The 17,925-nt window shown below is 74.2% G+C and carries 16 protein-coding genes; 11 read left to right on the top strand and 5 right to left on the bottom strand.

Annotation, left to right across the window (positions count from 1 at the left end; translation table 11 throughout):
• Positions 1 to 183 precede the first annotated feature (183 nt).
• The 9 genes from GCU56_RS09220 (at position 184) to GCU56_RS09180 (ending at position 10,714) form a co-directional block, all read left to right on the top strand.
• On the top strand, positions 184 to 1,773 hold the full coding sequence (locus GCU56_RS09220) for an ABC transporter ATP-binding protein (protein ID WP_163481422.1): 1,590 nt from the start codon (positions 184 to 186) through the stop codon (positions 1,771 to 1,773).
• Entirely contained in the window at positions 1,770 to 2,987 is a 1,218-nt protein-coding gene (locus GCU56_RS09215) for an ABC transporter permease subunit (protein WP_163481420.1), read from the top strand. Before GCU56_RS09220 ends, GCU56_RS09215 begins: the two co-directional genes overlap by 4 nt.
• Positions 2,984 to 4,264 (top strand): ABC transporter permease, encoded by a 1,281-nt coding sequence (locus tag GCU56_RS09210; RefSeq protein ID WP_163481418.1) that lies wholly within the window; start codon positions 2,984 to 2,986, stop codon positions 4,262 to 4,264. The genes GCU56_RS09215 and GCU56_RS09210 overlap by 4 nt, the downstream gene beginning before the upstream one ends.
• Positions 4,264 to 4,728, top strand: a complete 465-nt coding sequence (locus tag GCU56_RS09205) for a cytidine deaminase (protein ID WP_163481416.1) — start codon at positions 4,264 to 4,266, stop codon at positions 4,726 to 4,728. Before GCU56_RS09210 ends, GCU56_RS09205 begins: the two co-directional genes overlap by 1 nt.
• Positions 4,728 to 5,993 (top strand): thymidine phosphorylase, encoded by a 1,266-nt coding sequence (locus GCU56_RS09200; RefSeq protein ID WP_163481414.1) that lies wholly within the window; start codon positions 4,728 to 4,730, stop codon positions 5,991 to 5,993. The genes GCU56_RS09205 and GCU56_RS09200 overlap by 1 nt, the downstream gene beginning before the upstream one ends.
• A 94-nt stretch (positions 5,994 to 6,087) precedes the next feature.
• Positions 6,088 to 6,990 (top strand): ABC transporter ATP-binding protein, encoded by a 903-nt coding sequence (locus GCU56_RS09195; protein WP_345771742.1) that lies wholly within the window; start codon positions 6,088 to 6,090, stop codon positions 6,988 to 6,990.
• The gene (locus GCU56_RS09190; RefSeq protein WP_163481412.1) at positions 6,987 to 7,811 is read left to right on the top strand and encodes an ABC transporter permease; all 825 of its coding nucleotides are present in this window, start codon (positions 6,987 to 6,989) and stop codon (positions 7,809 to 7,811) included. Before GCU56_RS09195 ends, GCU56_RS09190 begins: the two co-directional genes overlap by 4 nt.
• A 77-nt stretch (positions 7,812 to 7,888) precedes the next feature.
• A complete protein-coding gene (locus GCU56_RS09185) occupies positions 7,889 to 8,971 on the top strand; it encodes an adenosine deaminase (protein WP_163481411.1) in 1,083 nt (360 codons plus the stop codon).
• A gap of 234 nt (positions 8,972 to 9,205) precedes the next feature.
• On the top strand, positions 9,206 to 10,714 hold the full coding sequence (locus tag GCU56_RS09180; RefSeq protein WP_163481409.1) for a DEAD/DEAH box helicase: 1,509 nt from the start codon (positions 9,206 to 9,208) through the stop codon (positions 10,712 to 10,714).
• 190 nt (positions 10,715 to 10,904) lie between these two features.
• Here GCU56_RS09180 and GCU56_RS09175 read toward each other — a convergent pair whose 3' ends face one another.
• The 4 genes from GCU56_RS09175 to deoC form a co-directional block, all read right to left on the bottom strand.
• Positions 10,905 to 12,335, bottom strand: coding sequence for a hypothetical protein (locus GCU56_RS09175; RefSeq protein ID WP_163481408.1), 1,431 nt, complete (start codon positions 12,333 to 12,335; stop codon positions 10,905 to 10,907).
• A 55-nt stretch (positions 12,336 to 12,390) separates the two neighbouring features.
• Complete coding sequence (locus GCU56_RS09170; RefSeq protein ID WP_163481406.1) at positions 12,391 to 13,257, bottom strand: aldehyde dehydrogenase family protein; 867 nt, start codon at positions 13,255 to 13,257, stop codon at positions 12,391 to 12,393.
• A 64-nt stretch (positions 13,258 to 13,321) separates the two neighbouring features.
• A complete protein-coding gene (locus GCU56_RS09165) occupies positions 13,322 to 14,770 on the bottom strand; it encodes an aldehyde dehydrogenase family protein (RefSeq protein ID WP_163481404.1) in 1,449 nt (482 codons plus the stop codon).
• A gap of 8 nt (positions 14,771 to 14,778) precedes the next feature.
• Positions 14,779 to 15,774, bottom strand: coding sequence for a deoxyribose-phosphate aldolase (gene deoC, locus GCU56_RS09160; protein WP_239522011.1), 996 nt, complete (start codon positions 15,772 to 15,774; stop codon positions 14,779 to 14,781).
• 51 nt (positions 15,775 to 15,825) lie between these two features.
• On the opposite strand from deoC, the gene upp reads away from it, so the two are divergent.
• Both upp and GCU56_RS09150 read left to right on the top strand, forming a co-directional pair.
• The gene (gene upp, locus GCU56_RS09155) at positions 15,826 to 16,449 is read left to right on the top strand and encodes a uracil phosphoribosyltransferase (RefSeq protein WP_163481402.1); all 624 of its coding nucleotides are present in this window, start codon (positions 15,826 to 15,828) and stop codon (positions 16,447 to 16,449) included.
• A gap of 2 nt (positions 16,450 to 16,451) precedes the next feature.
• Positions 16,452 to 17,333: a Gfo/Idh/MocA family protein gene (locus tag GCU56_RS09150; RefSeq protein WP_163481400.1), complete on the top strand. Its 882-nt coding sequence runs from the start codon at positions 16,452 to 16,454 to the stop codon at positions 17,331 to 17,333.
• Positions 17,334 to 17,346: 13 nt separating this feature from the next.
• On the opposite strand, the gene GCU56_RS09145 is transcribed toward GCU56_RS09150, so the two are convergent.
• Positions 17,347 to 17,814 carry a hypothetical protein gene (locus tag GCU56_RS09145; RefSeq protein WP_163481398.1) on the bottom strand — a complete coding sequence of 156 codons (468 nt, stop codon included), beginning with the start codon at positions 17,812 to 17,814 and terminating at the stop codon, positions 17,347 to 17,349.
• Positions 17,815 to 17,925: the final 111 nt, after the last annotated feature.

Below are 17,925 nucleotides of genomic sequence, written 5' to 3'. Positions count from 1 at the left end.
GGGAGCGCACGCGCCCCGGGCCCGCTGTCGTCGGCGGAGGGGCCCGGCCTCTCGCCGTGCCGGCCCGTCCGCGATCATGCGGCGGGCCGGGGAGGGCGGCAGCGGTCGATCCCGCACCGCCGATGCAGCAGAGTGGACGCGCCCCGCACACCCGCGGGGGCGCAGCGAGGGAGAGGGCCCACCATGCCCCCAGGAGACAGGGCCACCGCCGGCGTCCCGGCGGGCAGCGGTGCGGACGACGGCGCAGCGGAGCCGCTCGCCGTCGAGCTGCGCGGCATCACCAAGCGCTTCCCCGGCGTGGTGGCCAACAAGGACATCGAGCTGCGGGTCCGCCGCGGCGAGGTGCACGCGATCGTGGGCGAGAACGGCGCGGGCAAGTCGACGCTGATGAAGACGCTGTACGGGATGCACCGGCCCGACGAGGGCCAGGTCCTGCTGCACGGCCGCGAGGTACACTTCCGCAGTCCCGCCGACGCGATCGACGCGGGCATCGGGATGGTCCACCAGCACTTCATGCTGGCCGACAACTTCACCGTCCTGGAGAACGTCGTGCTCGGCAGCGAGCCGACCAAGGGTGGCCGGCTGGACCGCGCCGAGGCCCGGCGCCGGATCCTGGACATCTCCGACCGGTACGCCCTCGACCTGGACCCCGACGAGCTGGTCGAGGACCTCGGGGTGGGCGACCGTCAGCGGGTCGAGATCGCCAAGGTGCTCTACCGCGGGGCCACGACGCTGATCCTCGACGAGCCCACCGCCGTCCTCGTGCCGCAGGAGGTCGACGAGCTGTTCGGGAACCTCGCCGAGCTCAAGCGGGAGGGACTCACCGTCCTGTTCATCTCGCACAAGCTCGACGAGGTCCGTCGCGTCGCCGACTCGATCACCGTGATCCGGCGCGGCACGACCGTCGGCACCGCCGACCCGCGGACGACGACCTCGCGCGAGCTGGCCGAGATGATGGTCGGCGCCGAGCTGCCGACCCCCGAGACCCGCACCTCCACCGTCCGGGACGCCCCGGTCCTGCAGCTCTCCGGGGTGACCGTGGCCGACGCCGGGGGGCGCGCCCTCGTCGACGACGTGACCCTGACCGTCCGCGAGGGCGAGGTGGTCGGCATCGCCGGCGTCGAGGGCAACGGCCAGGCCGAGCTGGTGGAGGCGATCATGGGCCTGCGCCCGCTCGTCGCCGGGACGGTCTCCCTGGGCGGGGAGGACGTCACCGCCTGGTCCACCCGCCGCCGCCGCGAGGCCGGGGTCGGCTACATCCCCGAGGACCGGCACCGGCAGGGCATGCTGCTCGACGCGCCGCTCTGGGAGAACCGCATCCTCGGGCACCAGACCCGCCCGCCCGCGGTGAAGGGCTGGTTCCTCGACCGCCGCGGTGCCCGGGCCGACACCGGCCGGATCATGCGGGAGTACGACGTCCGCGCCCCGGGGCCGGACACGCTGGCCGTGGCGCTGTCCGGCGGCAACCAGCAGAAGCTGATCGTGGGCCGTGAGATGAGCGCCTCCCCACGGCTGCTGATCGCGGCGCACCCCACCCGCGGTGTCGACGTCGGCGCCCAGGCCGTCATCTGGGAACTGCTCAAGGACGCCCGCGCCGAGGGGCTGGGGATCGTGCTGGTCTCCGCCGACCTCGACGAGCTGATCGGCCTGTCCGACACCCTGCACGTCATGCTGCGCGGCGCCCTCGTCGCGACCGTCGACCCGTCCCGGGTCACGCCCGAGGAACTGGGGGGCTACATGACCGGCGCCCGGACGACGGCGGGTGCGGCGTGAACCGCCTCCGCCGCACGGGGCTGGCCCTGCTCGGACCGGTGCTGGCGATCCTCGTCGCCCTCGTCGTCTCGGGGATCGTCATCGCGCTGATCGGCGAGGACCCCTTCGGCGCGCTGCGGGTGGTGGCCGACCTCGGCGACACCCCGTCGCAGCAGACCCAGTCGATCGTCGTCATCCTCAACCGCGCGGTGCCACTGTTCCTCGCGGGCCTGGCGGTCTCCATCGCGTTCCGGATGGGCCTGTTCAACATCGGCGTCGAGGGCCAGTACCGGCTGGCCACCATCCTGGCCGCCGCCGTCGGCGCGGCCGTCACGCTGCCGGGGCCGCTGCACGTGCTGCTGATCGTCGTCGTGGCGATGGTGGTGGGCGCCCTGTGGGCCGGCATCGTCGGCGTCCTCAAGGTCACCCGCGGCGTCAGCGAGGTGATCAGCTCGATCATGCTCAACTTCGTGGCGCTGGGCACGGCCTCGTTCCTGCTCACCGGCCCGCTGCGGGGCAGCGCCGAGGGGCAGTCGATCGTGACGACCGAGACCATCCCGGAGTCGGGCTGGTTCCCGAGCCTGAACGGCCTGCTCACCGGACTCGGACTGGCCGAGCCACGCTCGGAGCTCTACGGCTTCCTGCTCGTCGCGGCCGTCGTCGGCATCCTCCTCTCGGTCCTGCTCAAGCGGACCCGGTTCGGGTTCGACCTGCGGGCCACCGGCCTCTCGCCGTCGGCGGCGCGGGCGAGCGGTGTCGACGCCAGCGGGATGGTCGTCAAGACGATGCTGCTCTCCGGGGCCGTCGCGGGTCTGATCGGGCTGCCCGAGCTGCTCGGGGAGGCGCACGAGTTCGGTACCGAGTTCACCGCGGGTCTCGGGTTCCTCGGCATCGCGGTGGCACTGCTCGGGCGCAACAGCCCACTCGGCATCGCGGTGGCCGCGCTGCTGTTCGCCTTCCTCGACCGGGCCGCCCTGCCGCTGCAGTTCGCCGACATCCCGTCCTCGGTGGTCACGATCATCCAGGGCACGATCGTGCTCGCCGTCGTCATCGCCAACGAGATCGCCCGCCGGCTCGCCCTGCGGTCGGCCGAGCGGGCCGGCTCCTCGGCCGCGGCCCCACCCCCCGACGGGAACGGCGGGGGCGGCGGGGACTCGCCGACGGGCGACGGGCCGGACGGCGGACGGCGAGCCGCCACCCCCGTCGCCGGTGAGCAGCAGGGAGCGCAGGCATGAGCACCGCGACGACCACTCCGGACGCGCGCCCGAGCCGCGGGCCGATCACCGACCTGCTCACCGGCGGCGGTCGTTCCCGCCGGCTGCTGTGGCTGGTGCTCGCCGTCTTCGTGCTGGTCTCCGCGGTGCGGGTGATCTCCGGCGAGCAGGAGCTGACCTCGTCGTCCACGATCGCCGCCGCGCTGCTGCTGGCCGTGCCGATCGCGCTGGCCGCGCTCGGCGGCCTGTTCTCGGAGCGGGCCGGTGTGGTCAACATCGGCCTCGACGGGATGATGATCCTCGGCACCTGGGGGGCTGGCTGGGCCGGCTACCAGTGGGGCTGGGGCGCCGCCGTGCTGGGCGGGTTGGTCCTCGGCGCGGTCGGGGGCCTGCTGCACGCGATCGCCACCGTCACCTTCGGGGTCGACCACGTCGTCTCCGGGGTGGCGATCAACATCCTCGCCGCCGGCATCGTGCGCTTCCTCTCCGAGCTGATCTACATCGACAACCCCGCCGGGGGTGGCGCGGCCCAGTCCCCGCCGCTGTCCAGCCAGCCGCCGGAGTTCTCCCTCCCGGTGCTGTCCTCCGGGCCCGACCTGGTCGGCGACCTGGAGCAGCGGCACTGGTTCCTGATCAGCGACCTCGCCGCGCTGCTGCGCGGACTGACCAGCGGCGTGGGCGTGCTCACCCTGGTGGCGGTGCTGATGGTCCCCGCGGCCTACCTGGTGCTGTGGCGCACCGCGTTCGGCCTGCGGCTGCGGTCCTGCGGGGAGAACCCGGCGGCCGCCGACAGCCTCGGGGTGCCGGTCTACCGGCTGAAGTACATCGCGGTGGTGATCTCCGGGGCGCTGGCCGGCCTCGGCGGGGTGTTCCTCGTCTTCATCGCCAACATCTACCGCGAGGGCCAGACCGGCGGCCGCGGGTTCATCGGGCTGGCCGCGCTCATCTTCGGCAACTGGCGGCCCGGTGGCCTGGCCGCGGGCGCCGGCCTGTTCGGGTTCGCCGACGCCCTGCAGCTGCGCAGCCGGACGGCGGTGGTCGCGCTGCTGCTGCTGGTCGCCGTCCTGCTCGCCGCCGTGGCGGTCTACCAGGTGGTGCAGCGCAAGCTGGTGCAGGCCGTCCTGGCCGGGGCGTTCGCGGCCGCGTCGCTGGTCGGCTTCCTCACCATCGACCGGCTGCCGGCCGGCATCGTCTTCTTCACCCCCCACCTGACCACCCTGCTGGTGCTGTCGCTGGCCTCCCAACGGCTGCGGATGCCCAAGGCCGACGGTCTGGTCTACCGACGAGGAGAGCACTAGTGGACGAGCCGGGAGCGGCGGTGCGGGTGGACTGGGACGCGCTGCGGAGCGCTGCCCGCGAGGCGATGACGCACGCCTACGCGCCGTACTCGAACTTCCCGGTCGGCGTGGCCGGGCTCGTGGACGACGGTCGCGTCGTGACCGGCTGCAACGTGGAGAACGCCTCCTACGGGGTGGGCCTGTGCGCCGAGTGCGGGATGGTCAGCGAGCTGGCCCGCACCGGCGGCGGCCGGCTGGTGGCCGTGGCCTGCGTGGGTGGCGACGGGCAGCCGCTCATGCCCTGCGGGCGCTGCCGGCAGTTGCTGTGGGAGCACGGGGGAGCGGACATGCTCATCGAGACCGTGTCGCTGGGCATCGTGCCCATGCGCGAGGTCCTGCCCGACGCCTTCGGCCCCGAGGACCTGACGGCTGCCGCCACGCGGTCTGCCGAGGGCACGGCCGCGGCTGAGCGGGGACAGGCCTGATGGACGCGATCGACGTCCTCCGGGCCAAGCGGGACGGCGTCCCCCTCGGCGCCGACCAGATCCGCTGGGTGATCCAGGCCTACACCGACGGCGCCGTGCCCGACGAGCAGATGAGCGCGCTCCTCATGGCGGTGTTCTTCCGCGGCATGACCGCCGACGAGCTCGCCGTCTGGACGCAGGCGATGATCGACTCCGGTGAGCGCAAGGACCTCTCCTCGCTGGGCCGGCCCACCGCGGACAAGCACTCGACGGGCGGCGTGGGCGACAAGACCACGCTGCCGCTGGCGCCGCTGGTTGCCGCCTGCGGGGTGGCCGTGCCGCAGCTGTCGGGCCGCGGGCTCGGGCACACCGGCGGCACGCTGGACAAGCTCGAGGCGATCCCCGGGTGGCGGGCCGACGTGCACGAGGAGGCCTACCTCCAGCAGCTCCGGGACGTCGGTGCGGTCATCTGCGCGGCCGGCCACGACCTCGCGCCCGCCGACAAGAAGCTCTACGCGCTGCGCGACGTCACCGGCACCGTCGAGTCGATCCCGCTGATCGCCAGCTCGATCATGAGCAAGAAGATCGCGGAGGGCGCCGACGCGCTGGTGCTGGACGTCAAGACCGGCTCCGGAGCGTTCATGAAGGACCCGGAGGCCTCCCGCGAGCTGGCCCGCACGATGGTCGGCCTGGGTGAGGCGGCGGGCGTGCGGACGGTCGCGCTCGTGACGGCGATGGACCGCCCGCTGGGCCGCGCCGCCGGCAACGCCGTCGAGGTGGCCGAGTCGGTCGAGGTGCTGGCCGGCGGGGGGCCGGCCGACGTCGTCGAGCTGACCCTGGCGCTGGCCCGCGAGATGCTGGCCGGTGCCGGGCGTCCCGACGTCGACCCGGCCGAGGCGCTGCGCGACGGCCGCGCCATGGACGTGTGGCGGCGCATGATCGCCGCCCAGGGCGGGGACCCGGACGCGCCCCTGCCGCAGCCCGCGGAGCGGCACGTGGTGACCGCCCCGGCGACGGGCACGCTCACCCGGCTGGACGCCTACGCCCTCGGGGTGGCGGCGTGGCGGCTGGGCGCCGGGCGGGCCCGCAAGGAGGACCCGGTCTCGGCCGCGGCCGGCGTCGTCTGGACCGCCGGGGTGGGGGAGCAGGTCACGGCCGGTCAGCCGCTGCTCGAGCTGCAGACCGACGACCCCTCGCGCATCCCGCGCGCCCTGGCGGCCCTGGAGGGTGCGGTCGGCGTGGACACCGACGACGTCCCGCTGCCCCTGGTCCTGGACCGCATCTGAGAGGACCCCGTCCCCCTCACCCTCGCCAGCCCGGGGCGAACCTCCGGACGGGGCCTGATCGGGGCCACAGGGTCGTGGAGGACACTGTCAGCTCGTGACCCGTTCGTCCACGGTGCCGGCTGCCGGCACGCTCCCGCCGAGCGCCCCGATCGACCCCGACGCGGCGATCTCCGTGCGCGGCCTGGTGAAGCGCTACGGCGACTCGGCCGCCGTCGACGGGCTGGACCTGGACATCCGGCGCGGTGAGATCTTCGCCCTGCTGGGTCCCAACGGCGCCGGCAAGACGACGACGGTCGAGATCTGCGAGGGCTTCCGGACCCGGGACGGCGGCGAGGTCCGCGTGCTCGGCACCGACCCCGCGCACGCGACCCGGCGGTGGAAGGCGCAGCTGGGCATCGTGCTGCAGTCCGGCGCCGGCGACAGCCAGCTCACCTGCCGGGAGCTGCTGGGCGCGCAGGCGTCCTACTACCCCGAACCCCGGGACCCCGACGAGGTGCTCGAGCTGGTCGGGCTCACCGAGAAGGCCGGTGCCCGGGGCCGGTCGCTGTCCGGTGGCCAGCGGCGCCGTCTGGACGTCGCCCTGGGCATCGTCGGTCGCCCGACGCTGCTGTTCCTGGACGAGCCGACGACCGGCTTCGACCCCGAGGCGCGCCGGCAGTTCTGGTCGCTGATCCGCTCGCTCCGCGACCTGGGCACCACGATGCTGCTCACCACCCACTACCTGGACGAGGCCGAGGCGCTGGCCGACCGGGTCGGCGTCATCGCCCGGGGGCGGCTGGTCGAGGTCGCCGTCCCCTCGACCCTCGGTGGGCGGGGGAACGCGCCGGCGGTGGTGACCTGGACCGAGGACGGCGTCCGGCGCAGCGAGGCCACGCCGACGCCCACCGCGTTCGTCCAGCAGCTCTCGGCCCGCTTCCCCGGTGAGGTGCCCGACCTCGCCGTGGCCCGGCCGACCCTCGAGGACGTCTACCTCCGGATGATCGGGGACACCCTGTGACAGCCACGGTCAGCGGGACCGAGGTCGCCCTCCCGTCGGTGACCAGCGTCTACCGCTCGCGGTCGGCCGTGGAGCTCAAGGAGTTCTTCCGGCAGCGGGAGTCGGTGGTCTTCACCCTCGCCTTCCCGGTGATCCTGCTGGTCGTCTTCGGGGCGGTCCTCGACTACGACATCGGTGGCGGGGTCAGCTTCACCCAGTACTTCATGGCCGGCATCGTCGCTGCCGGGATCCTGGGCAGCAGCCTGCAGAACATGGCGATCAGCATCGCCACCGAGCGCTCCGACGGCACGCTCAAGCACCTGCTGGGCACCCCGATGCCCAAGAGCGCCTACTTCGTCGGCAAGGTCGTGCAGGTCCTCGCCGTCACGGTGCTGATCATCGCCATCCTGCTGGCGGTGGGGCGGCTGGCCTACGGCGTCCCGCTGCCGTCGGGGCGCGACTGGTTCACCTTCGCGTGGGTCGCCGTCCTGGGGTCGGCGGCGTGCACGCTGCTGGGCATCGCCGTCTCCAGCCTGGCCAAGAACGGCCGCTCGGCCTCGGCCATGATCACGCCGATCGCGCTGGTGCTCCAGTTCATCTCCGGCGTCTTCTTCCAGTTCAGCCAGGTGCCGGTCTGGATGCAGACGATCGCCTCGTTCTTCCCGCTGAAGTGGATGGCGCAGGGCCTGCGCTCGGTGTTCCTGCCCGACGTGCTGGCCGCCCAGGAGCCGGCCGGGACGTGGGAGCTCGGCCGCGTCGCCCTGGTGCTCGGCGGGTGGTGCGTGGCGGGCCTGGTGCTCTGCGTGCTGACCTTCCGCTGGCAGGACCGCGGCTCCGACTGAGGCCGGGACCCCGGCGGACTCCCGGCGCCGAAAGTCCGCCAGAGGGGTGACCGGGGACGCTCGGTAGCGTCTGCGCCGTGCCTGCACCGCTCGACGTCGCCTCCCTCCGCCGCGCTCCGAAGGTCCTCCTGCACGACCACCTGGACGGCGGGCTGCGGCCGCAGACGGTGCTCGAGCTCGCCGACCAGGCCGGCTACCGGGACCTGCCGGCGGACGACGCGGACGCGCTGGGCCGCTGGTTCCGCACGGCCGCCGACTCGGGGTCGCTGGTGCGCTATCTCGAGACGTTCGCGCACACCGTCGGCGTCATGCAGACCCCGGAGGCGGTGCAGCGGGTGGCCCGGGAGTGCGCCCTGGACCTGGCCGCCGACGGCGTCGTCCACGCCGAGGTCCGGATGGCGCCGGAGCTGCTGACCCCCGCCATGCCGATCGAGGCCGCCGTCGAGGCGATGCTGGACGGGTACGCGCAGGGCTGCCGCGACGCCGCCGCGGTCGGGACACCGATCACCGTGGGCACCCTGCTGTGCGCGATGCGGCAGGAGGACCGGTGGGACGAGGTCGCCGGCCTCGTGGTCCGCTACCGCGACACCGGGGTGGTGGGCTTCGACCTGGCCGGCCCCGAGGACGGCTTCCCGCCCGACCGGCACCCCTCGGCGATCGCCCGGCTCGACGACGCCGGCGCGCACCGCACCGTCCACGCCGGCGAGGCGGCCGGGGCCGACAGCATCCGGGCGGCACTGGACGGCGCGCGCGCCGAGCGGCTCGGCCACGGCGTCCGCATCGCCGACGAGGTGGCCGCCGACGGCACCCTCGGCCCCGTCGCGCAGCGGGTGCTGGACGCCCGGGTGCCGCTGGAGGTCGCGCCGTCGTCCAACGTGCAGACCGGCGCGTACGCCTCGCTGGCCGAGCACCCGGTCGACCGGCTGCACCGACTCGGGTTCGCGGTCACGCTCAACACCGACAACCGGCTGATGAGCGGCGTCTCGGCGACCAGTGAGCTGGCCGCCGTCGCGACCACCTTCGGCTGGGACTGGGACGACGTCCAGACGGTCACCGAGCGTGCACTGGCCGCCGCCTTCCTCCCCGACGCCGAGCGGGCCCGGCTGCTGGTCGACGTCGTCCGGCCGGGTTTCGCGGGACTGCGGGCTGACGCAGGGTGACCGCACCCACGTCCCGGCCGGGAACAGCCCGGCGGCCGGCGCTGCTAACCTGGGTGTACCGGCACACAGGCCGGTCATCCTCCCGGACGGTTGGTCCGGGCACGAGCGCATCCGTGCAGATCACGCGTTCCATCCCTGGGCGCACACGATCGCCAAGTGAGGACGCCGGTACCTGACGGTGCCTCCTCCTCGTTCACGGGACGCGCTCCGAGCTGTATCGGAGCCCCACCCCGCATGTCTTTGGTCCACCCTGTCTCGTTCGAGTCGAACGAGGTCGAGAACACCCTCATCGAGAACACCACCGAGAACGCCGTCGAGGCCCCCGCCGGCCCGACGTTCGGCCAGCTGGGCCTGCCGCAGCCGCTGGTGACGGCGCTCGAGCGCCGTGGCATCCACCGCCCGTTCGCCATCCAGACGTCGGCCCTGCCCGACGCCCTGGCCGGCCGCGACGTGCTCGGCAAGGCCGCCACCGGGTCGGGCAAGACGCTGGCCTTCGGCCTGCCGCTGCTCTCCCGCGTCGGTGCCGAGGTCAAGAACGGTCGCCGGACCCCGCGCGGTCTGGTGCTCGTGCCCACCCGCGAGCTGGCCCAGCAGGTGCACGACGCCCTGGCCCCGCTCGGCCAGGCCATCGGCGTCCAGCTCGTCGCCGTGTACGGCGGTGCCCCCATGTACCGCCAGATCCAGCAGCTGCGCCGCGGCGTCGACGTCATCATCGCGACGCCGGGCCGGCTGCAGGACCTGATCAGCCAGGGCGAGGCCACGCTCGCCGACGTCGTCGTCACCGTCCTCGACGAGGCCGACTTCATGGCCGACCTGGGCTTCCTCCCGGTCGTCAAGGAGCTGCTCGACCAGACCGCCCGCGACGCCCAGCGCCTGCTGTTCTCGGCGACGCTGGACGGCGAGGTCGACTCGCTGGTCCGCCGCTACCTCAAGGACCCCGCCCGGCACGAGGTCGTCCGCCCCGGCGGCGAGGCCCCGCCGGCCGAGCACCTTGCCTTCACCCTGGCGTTCCGCGACAAGCTGCAGGTCGCCACGGAGCTCGCCGGCCGTCCCGGCCGCACGATCGTCTTCGCCCGCACCCAGATGGGCGTGGACCGGCTCGCCGAGAACCTCCAGGCCGCCGGGATCAAGGCCGAGGCCATCCACGGTGGACTGCCGCAGTCCGCGCGCAAGCGCGCCCTGGAGGAGTTCACCGACGCCCGCTCGCCGGTCCTGGTCGCCACGGACGTCGCCGCCCGCGGCATCCACGTGGACGACGTCTCGCTGGTCCTGCACTACGACCCGCCGACGGACGCCAAGACCTATCTGCACCGTTCCGGCCGCACGGCCCGCGCCGGTGCCGGTGGGGTCGTCGTCTCCCTGCTCCTGCCCGACCAGGTCGGCCAGGCCAAGCGCCGGTTCCGCACGGCCAAGGTCGACCCGGCCATCGACCGGACCCGTCCGGGCGACCAGCCGATCCTCGACCTGGTCGCCGCGGGTGTCCCGGTGGAGCCCAAGGAGCGCACCCAGCGCGACATGCGTCGTGGCGGCGGTGGCCCCGGCGGCCGCCCGCGCCGCGACGGTGACCGGCCCCGCCGTCCCTACGGCGACCGGCCCCGCCGGGACGGCGACCGTCCCACCGGGGAGCGCTCGTTCGGCGAGCGGTCCGGCTCCGGCGAGCGCCGCGGGGGCGGCGACCGTCGCCCCGGCGGCTACCGCGGTCAGGGCGGACGCCCCAACCGCTCGGCGGACTTCTCCAGCTGACGCAGGACCCTCCTGCACCCCCTGCGCACGCCGGCGGTGGGGTGCAGGAGGGCGGCACGGCAGCGGCCGGTCCCGGATCCCGGGGCCGGCCGCTGCCGTCTGTCCTGCCCGCGCCGTCCGTCGTCGATCGTCCGTCGTGGACGCGCCGCCGACGACGTGGGCGGCGGTGGCCCCGCCGCAGGAGGTCCGCTCAGTCGCGGAAGACCAGGGCTCCGCTGACCGCGGTGACCAGCTCGTCCCAGGCGGGCCGCAGGGCGGCGGCGTCCTCCGCGCGCAGCGGCGCCCCGGTCTGCCGCTCGGCCAGCGCGACCGCCCGTCCCAGCGGCTGCGTCGGGCGCAGCAGTTCGTCGACGCGGGCGAGACCCGCGTACTCGGCGATGTCCCGTGCGCCCTCCACCGGCTGGACCAGCGCGCGGTGCTCGACCAGCCCGGCCGCGCCGTCGGCGACCTCGCGCAGCACCTCGCCGAACGAGGTCAGGTCGTAGCGGTCCTCGTCGGCGGGCAGCGGCGGGGTCGCCGTGTCGGCCACGTCGGGCCAGGAGGCGATCTCGGTGAGGTCGTGCTCCTCGTCGCCGGCGCAGAACCGCGCCAGGTCGGCCGGGGAGGGGAAGAGGTAGACCTCACCGTTGCGCCCCAGGAAGCGCGCCCGGTCGTCGACGTAGCAGCGCAGGGTCAGCCCGGCGCCCTCCGGGACGACGACCTCCACGGGCAGGATGCCGACGCCCTCCCAGAACCCCGCGGCGGCGGCGACCTCGGCGGGGGTGGCGGCGACCCGGCCGGGGCGGGCGATCCTGCTCACCCCGGGCGCCGCCGCGGCGGCGGGCACGGTCGCAGCGGCGCTGGAGGCAGCGGTGGGGGCGTCGTCCTCGAGCCCGTCGTCCTCGTCGGCGTCCTCGGCCTCGGCGGCCGACGGGTAGTCCGCGACGCCGACCGTGCCGCCACCGGTCCAGTCCAGGTGGGCGCCGAGTTCCTCGAGGACGTCCTCCCACAGGTCGTCGAGGGCGCCGCCGACACCGAGCCAGGCGTCCTCGCCGGACCGGCCGACGAAGGCGTCCACACCCAGCCCGAGCGAGCCGACCTCCGGGCGCGCGACCAGGTCGGCCAGCGCGCCGAACTCCCCACCCCGCTCGACCTCGCTGCCCGGACGGCGGTCCAGGTCGACGTCGGCGTCGACGTCCCGGTCGTCACCCACGTCGGTCAGCTCGTCGTCGAGGTCGTCCTCCTCGTCACCGACGTCCAGGCACTCGGCCAGCCGGCTGACGATGTCGACGGTCGCGGCCAGCTCCTCCACGGCCCACCGGTCGGGGTTCTCCGCGGCGATGTCGTAGACGCCGTCGAGGTCGTAGCGGTGGTCGTCGTCCGGCGTGAGGTCGTCCGCGCCCAGGCCGGCGACGACCGGCCAGACCGGGTGATCGGCCAGGTCGTGGTCGGTGCGGCTGCGGCAGAAGGCCGCCAGTGCCGCCGGGGACGGGAAGAGGTGGACGCTGGCGGTGTCGCCCTCGGACGTGCCGAGGAACGCCTGCCACTCCTCGCCGTCCTCCTCCCACGGCGGCGCCCACAGGGTGTAGCCGGTTCGGTCGTCGACGGTGAGGGCGATCGGGACGATGCTGGGCCTGGCCACCCGGACATCCTGCCGGGTGAGCCCCGGTGCCCGCAGGCCGGTATCGCTGCCCCGCTCAGAGGCCCATCGGGTGCCAGACGGTCTTGGTCTCCAGGAACGGGGTCAGCCGGGACAGCCCCGGGTCGGCGGCCCAGTCCGGCTCCTCGGCCGGCGGGCGCACCACCCGCTTGATGCTGCCGGCGGCCTGCCGCTCGAGCTCGAGCGCCCGAGCGGCCGGGGCGCCGGTGAGGTCGACGGCGTCGACGTCGTCGTGCTCGGCGAGCCAGGGGCCGATCTCACCGGCGTCCCCGGTGAGCAGGTTGACCACCCCGGCCGGGACGTCGCTGGTGGCCAGGACCTCGCCGAGGGTGACCGCGGGCAGCGGGCGCTGGTGCGACGTCACGACGACCGCGGTGTTGCCGCCGGCCAGCACCGGTGCGAGCACGCTGACCAGGCCCAGCAGCGAGGACCGCTGGGGCGCCAGGACGGCGACCACCCCGGTGGGCTCGGGCAGGGAGAAGTCGAAGTACGGGCCGGCGACGGGGTTGGCGCCGCCGAGGACCGCGCCCAGCTTGTCGGTCCACCCGGCGTACCAGACCCAGCGGTCGATCGCGGCGTCCACCGCGGCGCGGGCCCTGGACTGGGACAGGCCCTCGCCGGCGGCGACCTCCTCGCAGAACTGGACGTGCCGGCCCTCCATCACCTCGGCCACCCGGTAGAGCACCTGGCCGCGGTTGTAGGCGGTCGCGGCGGACCACTTCGCGAAGGCGCCACGGGCGGCGACGACGGCGTCCCGGGCGTCCTTCCGGGAGGCGCGGGCGGCGTTGGCGAGGAAGTGGCCCTTGGCGTCGGTCACCTCGTAGGTGCGGCCGGACTCCGACCGCGGGAACGCCCCGTTGACGTAGAGCTTGTAGGTCTTGCGCACGGCCAGCCGGTCGTTCACGAGTTCGTCGCTCCTGTGTCCATGGGCCGCTCCGGCCCTCGCTCGCCGGCGCTCGCTGCGATCCTCACGGCCTGTCAGCTCCCTGGAGGTAGGCGGTCAGTCCGTGCCGGCCGCCCTCGCGGCCGTAGCCGGACTGCTTGTAGCCACCGAACGGCGACGTCGGGTCGAACTTGTTGAAGGTGTTGGCCCAGACCACGCCGGCGCGCAGCTGGTCGGCGATCTTGAGGATCCGCGAGCCCTTCTCGGTCCAGATGCCGGCGGAGAGCCCGTAGGTCGTGTTGTTCGCCTTGGCGACCGCCTCGTCCGGCGTCCGGAAGGTGAGCACCGACAGGACCGGGCCGAACACCTCGTCACGGGCGATCCGGTGCGCGGGGGACACGTCGGTGAACACCGTCGGCGGGAACCAGAAGCCGCGCTCGGGCAGCTCGCAGGCCGGCTGCCAGCGCTGCGCCCCCTCGGCCTCCCCGATGTCGGTGAGCTCGCGGATCCGGGCCAGCTGCTCCGCGGAGTTGATCGCGCCGATGTCGGTGTTCTTGTCGAGCGGGTCCCCGACGCGCAGCCGGCCGATCCGCCGCTGCAGCGAGGCGATCACCTCGTCGTGCACGTTCTCCTGGACCAGCAGCCGGCTGCCGGCACAGCACACGTGGCCCTGGTTGAAGAAGATCCCCTGCACGATGCCCTCGACCGCCTGGTCGATGGGGGCGTCGTCGAAGACGATGTTGGCCGCCTTGCCGCCCAGCTCCAGGGTGAGCTTCTTGGCGGTCCCGGCCACGGCGCGGGCGATGGAGCGGCCCACCTCGGTCGAGCCGGTGAACGCGACCTTGTCGACGTCCGGGTGCTCGACGACGGCCCGGCCGGTGTCCCCGGCGCCGGTCACGATGTTGACCACGCCGGGCGGCAGGTCGGCCTGCCGGCACACCTCCGCGAACAGCAGCGCGGACAGCGGGGTGGTCTCGGCCGGCTTGAGGACGACGGTGTTGCCGGTGGCCAGCGCGGGAGCGACCTTCCACGCCAGCATCAGCAGCGGGAAGTTCCACGGGATGACCTGGCCGGCGACCCCCAGCGGCCGCGGGCCCGGGCCGAGGCCGGCCCAGTCCAGCTTGTCCGCCCAGCCCGCGTGGTAGAAGAAGTGCGCCGCGGCCAGGGGGACGTCGACGTCGCGCGACTCGCGGATCGGCTTGCCGTTGTCCAGCGACTCGAGGACGGCGAACTCGCGCGCCCGCTCCTGCAGCAGCCGCGCGATGCGGAACAGGTACTTGCCGCGGTCGGCCGGGCGCATCGGCCCCCACACGCGGGCGTACGCCCGGCGGGCGGCCCGCACGGCGCGGTCGACGTCCTCGGCGGTGCCGCTGGCGACCTCGGAGAGCACCTCCTCGGTGGCCGGGTTGACCGTCTTGAACGACTCGCCGGTGCCGTCGACGAACTCGCCGTCGACGAACAGGCCGTAGGACGGCGCGATGTCGACGATCGAGCGTGACTCGGGCGCCGGGGCGTACTGGAAGGGATCGGTCATGGTGGCCCTCAGTCGATCGTCACGTGGTCGGGGCCGCTGTAGTGGCCGGTGCGCAGCTTCTGCCGCTGCAGGAGCAGGTCGTTGAGCAGGCTGGAGGCGCCGAAGCGGAACCAGTCGGGGGAGAGCCAGTCGGGGCCGGCGACCTCGTTGACGAGCACGAGGTGCTTGACGGCGTCCTTCGTCGTCCGGATGCCGCCGGCGGGCTTGACGCCCACCTGCCGGCCGGTGACGGCGCGGAAGTCGCGGACCGCCTCCATCATCACCAGGCACACCGGCAGGGTCGCGGCGGGGGACACCTTGCCGGTGGAGGTCTTGATGAAGTCGCCACCGGCCAGCATCGCCAGCCAGGAGGCGCGGCGGACGGCGTCGAGGGTGACCAGCTCGCCGGTCTCGAGGATGACCTTGAGGTGGGCGTCGCCGCAGGCCTCCTTGACCGCCACGATCTCGTCGTAGACGTCGAGGTGGCGGCCGGCGAGGAAGGCGCCGCGGTCGATGACCATGTCGATCTCATCGGCGCCTCCGGCCACCGCGTCCCGGACGTCGGCGAGCTTCACCGCCCGGCTGGCCCGGCCGCTGGGGAAGGCGGTGGCGACGGCGGCGACCTTGATGGCGGTGCCCTCGAGCGCCTGCTTCGCCACGCTCGCGAGGTCGCCGTAGACGCAGACCGCGGCGACCGGCGGCGTCGTCGGGTCCCCCGGGTCGGGGCGGCGGGCCTTGGCCGCCAGGCTGCGGACCTTGCCGGGGGTGTCGGCACCCTCGAGCGTGGTGAGGTCGACCATCGAGATGGCGGTGTCGATCGCCCACGCCTTCGCGGTGGTCTTGATCGACCGGCTGCCGAGGACGGCGACGCGGGCCTCGGCGCCCACCTGGTCGACGCCCGGCAGGCCGTGCAGGAAGGCCCGGACGGCGGCGTCGGAGCGGGTCACGTCGGCGAACGGCGCGAGCGGCTCCGGTCGCGGCGGGGCCTGCGCCGACAGGGCGCCGGGGTCGAGGACGGAGGTCATGGGGTCATTCTCCCCTCAGCGGCCACCAGCCCGGCCGCTACGGTGTCGCGCGTGCAGCTGACCGTCGTCGACCACCCGCTGGCCCGAGCCCGTCTGACCCGCATGCGGGACGAACGGACCGACAACGCGGCGTTCCGCGCGGCGCTGCGCGAGCTCACCCAGATGCTGGTCTACGAGGCCACCCGCGACCTCGCCGTCGCCGAGGACCCCATCACCACGCCGGTCACCACGACCACCGGCTACCGGCTGGCCGCGCCGCCGCTGATCGTGCCGGTGCTGCGCGCGGGCCTGGGCATGGCCGACACCGCGCACGGCATGCTGCCGGAGTCCCAGATGGGCTTCGTCGGCCTGGCCCGCAACGAGGAGACCTTCCGGCCCGAGGCCTACATGGCGTCGCTGCCGGAGTCGCTGGTGGACCGGGACGTGTTCGTGCTCGACCCGATGCTGGCCACCGGCGGCTCGCTGGTGCACTGCTGCGGGCTGCTCACCGCCCGCGGCGCGACGGCGATCACCGTGCTGTGCGCGCTGGCCGCGCCGGAGGGCATCGCCCGGCTGGAGGAGAGCGGGCTGCCGCTGCGGGTGTTCACCGCCAGCATCGACGAGGGGCTCAACGACAAGGCCTACATCGTCCCGGGGCTGGGTGACGCCGGGGACCGCCAGTTCGGCGCGGTGTGACGATGCGCTTCGGGGTGCTCGGCACCGGCCACTGGGCGCAGACCGTGCACGCCACCGCCCTGGCCGGGCACCCGTCGGCGTCCCTCGCCGGGGTGTGGGGGCGCGACCTGGCGAAGGCCAAGGCGCTGGGGGCGGAGTTCGACGTCCAGGGGTACGACGACGTCGCCGCGCTGCTCGACCGGGTCGACGCGGTGACCATCGCCGTCCCGCCGGACGTGCAGGTGCCGCTGGTCGAGCAGGCCGCCGCGGCCGGCAAGCACGTGCTGCTGGAGAAGCCGATCGGCCTGTCGCTGGCGGAGGCCGACAGGGTGGTGTCGGCGGTGCGGTCGGCCGGGGTCGCGTCGGTCGTGTTCTTCACGTTCCGCTTCCAGACCGGCACGTCCACCTGGCTGACCCAGGCGGCGCGGACGAAGCTCGCCGGCGGCGCCGGGTCGTGGCTGAGCGCGCTGGCCGGCAGCCCGTTCGACTCGGCCTGGCGGCGGCGGCACGGGGCGCTGTGGGACATCGGCCCGCACGCGCTGTCCTTGCTCGTGCCGGCGCTGGGTGCGGTGACGTCCGTGCAGGCCGGCGGCGGCACCGGGGACACCGTGCACCTGGTTCTGCAGCACGACAGCGGGGTGGCGTCGACGGTCACGCTGTCGCACACGGTGACGCCGATGTCGACCGGCATCGAGTTCTTCGTGCACGGGGACGCCGGCCGGCTGGTGCTGCTCCCGGATACCGAGCACCCGATCGACGCGCTGCGGGTCGCGGTCGAGGAGCTGACCGCTGCGGCGCTGACCGGCGGGACCCATCCCTGCGACGTCAGCTTCGGCCGGGACGTCGTGGCCGTGCTGGCCGCCGCGGAGCGCGCGCTGGGGACGGGCTGCCGCGAGTCGGTCTGATCCCCAGTGCGGGTCAGTCGAAGGGGTTGGTCAGCACCGGGCTGGACTGCAGGACGGTGAAGGTGACCGGCTGGCCGTCGGTGGTCGTGGTGCCGGGGACGTCGGCGCTCGCCCCGCCGTCGACGCTGAAGGTGCCGCTCCACGTGGTGGTGACCGACGCGGTGTAGCTGCCGCTGCGGTAGTCGTGGCTCACCGTGTGGTCGGGGTAGGGCGCGCCCGGGTCGGTGCTGGTGAGGGTGGTGCCGTCGCCGGTGTGCCAGGCGAAGCCGGTGGCCGTGGCGACGATGTCGACGGTGAACCCGCGGATGTCGACGGTGAAGGTCTGCGTGGTCGGGCCGTCGGTGTAGAAGACGACCGGGAGGCCGACCAGCGCGTTGCCGGGCGGCTGCTGCTGGGTGGGCAGCTGGGGGAGCGGCAGCGTCTGGAAGTAGCGGAACACCTCCCCCGGGGACGGCGGCGGGTTCAGCGCCGTGATGTCCACACACCCCCGTGCAAAGCCGAGCCACGATCCGACGGCGGTCCCAGGTGCAGTGCCGGGCAGCGGTACGTAGCCATCGACCGTCGTACCGTCAGCTAGCACCAAGCGCTGCCT

This window comes from Geodermatophilus sabuli (assembly GCF_010686765.1).
Lineage (GTDB): Bacteria > Actinomycetota > Actinomycetes > Mycobacteriales > Geodermatophilaceae > Geodermatophilus > Geodermatophilus sabuli_A.
This window is presented reverse-complemented; position numbering and strand designations above follow the sequence as displayed.